Annotated in this window: 1 protein-coding gene; it reads left to right on the top strand. The window is 40.5% G+C overall.

The features are described from left to right. Positions 1-16: 16 nt before the first annotated feature. Positions 17-348: transposase (locus tag ACTND6_RS11240; RefSeq protein WP_441024365.1), on the top strand; the 332-nt coding region annotated here is incomplete at its 3' end.

Raw genomic sequence — 348 nt, 5'->3', positions numbered from 1 at the left:
TTCCAACAGATTCGGTATGATTGCCACTCTCCATACTTTCGGAAGAAGCCTTCAGTGGAATCCTCACATTCACTGTCTTGTTCCTGAACTGATCTACACTCCTTCTACTGACTCCTGCAAGAGATTCAATTATTTCAACTTCACAAGCCTGCGCAAGACCTGGCAGTATGAAATAACAAGACTGCTTTCTCAATTCTACAAAGCAGAATTTGACAGATGTAAAAACAAGGCATACAAAAGCTATGATAAAGGGTTCTACGTCTATGCCAAATCTGACAGATCATCTGAAGATTCTGATACCACCCATACAGAAAACATCAAAGGCTGTGTCAATTACATGATGCGCTA

Source organism: Bulleidia sp. HCP3S3_C9, assembly GCF_052064035.1.
GTDB lineage: Bacteria > Bacillota_I > Bacilli_A > Erysipelotrichales > Erysipelotrichaceae > Bulleidia.
The sequence above is the reverse complement of the archived record's forward strand: the minus strand, read 5'-3'. Positions and strand labels throughout refer to the sequence as shown.